5 protein-coding genes are annotated in these 4171 nt (G+C 64.8%); all 5 read left to right on the top strand.

Going from position 1 to position 4171, the window contains the following annotated elements:
• Positions 1-234: SDR family oxidoreductase (locus tag KH616_RS22220; protein ID WP_292251377.1), on the top strand; the 234-nt coding region annotated here is incomplete at its 5' end.
• A 55-nt stretch (positions 235-289) separates the two neighbouring features.
• Complete coding sequence (locus tag KH616_RS22215) at positions 290-697, top strand: methylglyoxal synthase (RefSeq protein ID WP_292251376.1); 408 nt, start codon at positions 290-292, stop codon at positions 695-697.
• Between the two features lie 181 nt (positions 698-878).
• Complete coding sequence (locus KH616_RS22210) at positions 879-1853, top strand: quinone oxidoreductase (protein WP_292251374.1); 975 nt, start codon at positions 879-881, stop codon at positions 1851-1853.
• A 271-nt stretch (positions 1854-2124) separates the two neighbouring features.
• The gene (gene kdpF, locus KH616_RS22205) at positions 2125-2217 is read left to right on the top strand and encodes a K(+)-transporting ATPase subunit F (RefSeq protein ID WP_292251371.1); all 93 of its coding nucleotides are present in this window, start codon (positions 2125-2127) and stop codon (positions 2215-2217) included.
• The gene (kdpA, locus tag KH616_RS22200) at positions 2214-4004 is read left to right on the top strand and encodes a potassium-transporting ATPase subunit KdpA (protein WP_292251369.1); all 1791 of its coding nucleotides are present in this window, start codon (positions 2214-2216) and stop codon (positions 4002-4004) included. Before kdpF ends, kdpA begins: the two co-directional genes overlap by 4 nt.
• Positions 4005-4171: the final 167 nt, after the last annotated feature.

The raw sequence follows: 4171 nt of genomic DNA, 5'->3' as shown, positions 1-4171 counted from the left end.
CCGGGGCTGTTCGACACCGACCGGATCGCGACGACGCTCGCCGCTTCGGCGAAGGCGCAGGGCGTGACGATCGACGAGATGCGCATGCGGCGCGCGAAGGCAATCCCGGCCGGGCGCCTCGGCACGCGTGCCGAATTCGGCGCGGCATGCGCGTTCCTCTGCAGCGTGCATGCCGGCTATATCACCGGGCAGAACTGGCTGCTCGACGGCGGCGCGTATCCGGGCACGTTCTGACGCGCGCACCGCCATTCAGAAACACGACAACCATCGAACCACGAAGGAACCGGAGATGAACAGACCCCGCATCGCATTGATTGCGCACGACGCGAAGAAGGACGAGATCGTCGCGCTTGCGGGCGAATATCGCGCGACGCTTGCGCAATGCCGGCTGGTCGCCACCGGCACGACCGGCGGACGGATCGCGGCCGCGCACGGGCTCGAGGTCGAGCGCAAGCTGTCGGGGCCGCTCGGCGGCGACCTGCAGATCGGTGCGGAACTGGCCGAAGGCCGCGTCGACATCGTCGTGTTCCTGCGCGATCCGATGACCGCGCAGCCGCACGATCCGGACATCACCGCGCTGGTGCGCGCGTGCGACGTGCACGACGTGCCGATCGCGACGAATGTGGCGACGGCGCGGATGCTGCTGGATGATCTGGCGCGCGCGATGAACGGCGCAGGCAGGGTGCGCGCGGCCTGACGGCCGGCCGCCGATATGGCCCTGCTCGCGTCAGGGCGATGCACGGATCGGCGCCACGCGCGAGAATCGGGCGTCCGACGCGCACGGCGCCGCACCCGCCTTTCATGCGGTTTGCGGCAGCGCGCATCGGCGAACCGGATATTTAATCTGACTGATTGAACAGAAGACGAGGAGCGACACGATGCCGAAAGCAATCCGATACGACCAGCCGGGCGGCCCGGACGTGATGAAGTGGGTGGACGTCGAGGTCGGCGAGCCGCAGGCGGGCCAGGTCCGCATCAGGCAGCACGCAGTCGGGCTCAACTACATCGACATCTATTTCCGCACCGGCCTTTATCCGCAGCCGCTGCCCGGCGGCCTCGGAATGGAAGCGGCCGGCGAGGTGACCGCGGTCGGCGACGACGTGACCGCGTTCAAGCCGGGCGACCGCGTCGCCTACGTCTGGTCGCAACCCGGCGCATACGCGCAGGAGCGCGTGCTGCCCGCCGATCGCGTCGTCAAGCTGCCGGACGCGATCAGCTACGACGAAGCGGCATCGGTGATGCTGCAGGGCCTGACCGCGCACTATCTGCTGCGCCGCACGTATCGGGTGAAGGCCGGCGACACGATCCTGATCCACGCGGCGGCAGGCGGGGTCGGGCTGCTCGTTTGCCAGTGGGCGAAGGCGCTCGGCGCGACGGTGATCGGCACGGTCGGTTCCGACGAGAAGGCCGCGCTCGCGAAGGCGCATGGCTGCGATCATCCGATCGTCTACACGCGCGAGAACTTCACGGAGCGCGTGCGGGCGATCACGAACGACGCGCTTTTGCCGGTCGTCTACGATTCGATCGGCAAGGACACGTATATCGGCTCGCTCGACTGTCTCGCGCCGCTCGGGCTGTTCGTGAGCTTCGGGAATGCGTCCGGCCCGCTGCCGCCGATCGACTCGAAGGACTTCTCGTCGCGCGGTTCGCTGTTCTTCACGCGGCCCACGCTGTTCTCGTACATTGCGAAGCGCGCGGATCTCGAAGCGGGCGCAGCCGAACTGTTCGACGTGATCCAGTCGGGCAAGGTGAAGACCAGCATCAACCAGCGCTATCCGCTCGCGGACGTCGCGCGTGCTCAGGCCGAGCTGGAGGCGCGCAAGACGACCGGCTCGACGATCCTCATCCCCTGATCGCCCCGTGCCGGCGACACGCCGGCAGCGATCCCGAAGGGCGGCACCGCGGTGCCGCCTTTTGCGTTTACGCGTTTTTTACATCGCCGCGTCCACCTTTGATCCGACTTTTACGCACAAGCCAATAAGGTTCTAGTCGTCAGATTTCGACGACGGAGAACATCAACATGGATGGGGTTTTCATCGGCGGTCTGGTGCTGTTCGCGGCACTGATCTTCGGGTTGATCGCCGGGTGCGAGAAGCTCGCGCAATCCGGTCGCGGGGGGCGCTCATGACCTGGATGCTGGGGTTGGCGGGCGCTTCGGCCGCCTTGCTGTTCGCGTATCTCGTCTACGCGTTGCTGCGCGCGGAGGACATCGAATGAACGCGAACAATCTGTTGCAGCCGCTGCTGTTCGTCGTCGTCCTGCTGGCGGCGGCCGTGCCGGTCGCGCGCTATCTGGGCGCGGTGATGAACGGCAGCGCGCGCGTCGTGCGCGTGTTCGGCCCGCTCGAACGCGTGCTCTATCGCGTCGCGGGCGTCGATCCGCACAGCGAGATGACGTGGAAGCAATACGCACTCGCGACGATCGCGTTCAATGCGCTCGGCGCGCTGTGCCTCTATGCGCTCTTGCGCCTGCAGGGCTGGCTGCCGGGCAATCCGCAGCAGTTCGGCGCCATGACGGTCGACGGCGCGTTCAACACCGCGGTCAGCTTCGTCACGAATACGAACTGGCAGGATTACACGCCGGAGCAGACGGCCAGCTATCTCACGCAGATGCTCGGCCTGACCGTGCAGAACTTCCTGTCGGCCGCGACCGGCATCGTCGTCGTGATCGCACTGATCCGCGGCTTCGCGCGCCACACCGCGCGGACGATCGGCAATTTCTGGGTCGACCTGACACGCGTGACGCTTTTCGTGCTCGTGCCGATGGCGGCGCTGATCGCCGCGCTCCTGATGAGCCAGGGCGTGATCCAGAACATGAAGGCGTATGAGGACGTGCCGGTGCTGCAGACGAGCATCTACGCCGTGCCGAAGCTCGATGCGCAGGGCAATCCGGTCAAGGACGGGCAGGGCATGCCGGTCACGGTCCGCACGCCGCTCGCGAAGCAGACGCTCGCGATGGGCCCGGTCGCTTCGCAAGAGGCGATCAAGATGCTCGGCACCAATGGCGGCGGCTTCTTCAATGCGAACTCCGCGCATCCGTACGAGAACCCGACGCCGTTCTCCAACGCCGTGCAGGCGTTCGCGATCCTGATCATTCCGGCCGCGCTCTGTCTCGTGTTCGGCCGGATGATCGGCGATCGGCGTCAGGGTATCGCGGTGCTCGCGGCAATGACGGTCGCATTCGTGATCGCGATCGGCGTCGAAGTGGGCGCCGAGCAGGCCGGCAATCCGGTGCTCGCCGCCCAGCACGTCGATCAGACGACGAGCGCGCTGCAATCGGGCGGCAACATGGAAGGCAAGGAAACGCGCTTCGGCATTGCGCAGACCGGCCTTTTCACGGTCGCGACGACGGCGGCGTCGTGCGGCGCGGTCGACACGATGCACGATTCGCTGACGCCGCTCGGCGGCCTCGTGCCGATGCTGCTGATGCAGCTCGGCGAGGTGATTTACGGCGGCGTCGGTTCGGGCCTCTACGGGATGCTCGTGTTCGCGCTGCTCGCGGTGTTCGTCGCCGGCCTGATGATCGGCCGCACGCCCGAATACGTCGGCAAGAAGATCGAGTCGTACGAGATGAAGATGGTGTCGATCGTCGTGCTGCTCACGCCGCTGCTCGTGCTGGTCGGCACGTCGATCGCGGTGCTGGCCGATGCGGGCCGGGCCGGCATCGCGAATCCCGGTCCGCACGGCTTCTCGGAAATCCTCTACGCATTTGCGTCGATGGCCGGAAACAACGGCTCGGCTTTCGCCGGACTCAACGCCAATACCCCTTGGACGAACGTCACGGGCGGCATCGTCATGTTGCTGGTTCGTTTCGTTCCCATGTTCGCGGCTCTCGGACTCGCGGGAAGCCTCGGAAACAAGAAGATGATTCCTCAGTCGGATGGTACGCTTTCCACCAATAATGCCATGTTCGTAGGCCTCGTGATTGCCGTCATTCTTATCGTCGGCGCACTCAGCTTCTTCCCGGCACTTGCACTCGGACCTATCGCTGAATTTGTCGGTTAAGGAGGTAAAAGCAATTTATGAAACATAATGAAAAAAAGAAAATCACGGCCGAAGAAAAACTCCAAAAAGGCCAGATGATCAATAAAAAAATCGTTCTCGATGCGACACTTCAATCGCTCGTAAAACTCAATCCGAAGGTACAGATTAAAAATCCCGTCATGTTTGTC

This window comes from Burkholderia sp. (genome assembly GCF_018375725.1).
Taxonomy (GTDB): domain Bacteria; phylum Pseudomonadota; class Gammaproteobacteria; order Burkholderiales; family Burkholderiaceae; genus Burkholderia.
Note: the sequence above shows the minus strand (reverse complement) of the source record. Positions and strands in the feature narration are given on the sequence as shown.

Coding starts and splice junctions, on each gene's coding strand:
- kdpA (WP_292251369.1), top strand. CDS start 2,214: ATGAACGCGAACAATCTGTTGCAGCCGCTGCTGTTCGTCGTCGTCCTG.
- KH616_RS22215 (WP_292251376.1), top strand. CDS start 290: ATGAACAGACCCCGCATCGCATTGATTGCGCACGACGCGAAGAAGGAC.
- kdpF (WP_292251371.1), top strand. CDS start 2,125: ATGACCTGGATGCTGGGGTTGGCGGGCGCTTCGGCCGCCTTGCTGTTC.
- KH616_RS22210 (WP_292251374.1), top strand. CDS start 879: ATGCCGAAAGCAATCCGATACGACCAGCCGGGCGGCCCGGACGTGATG.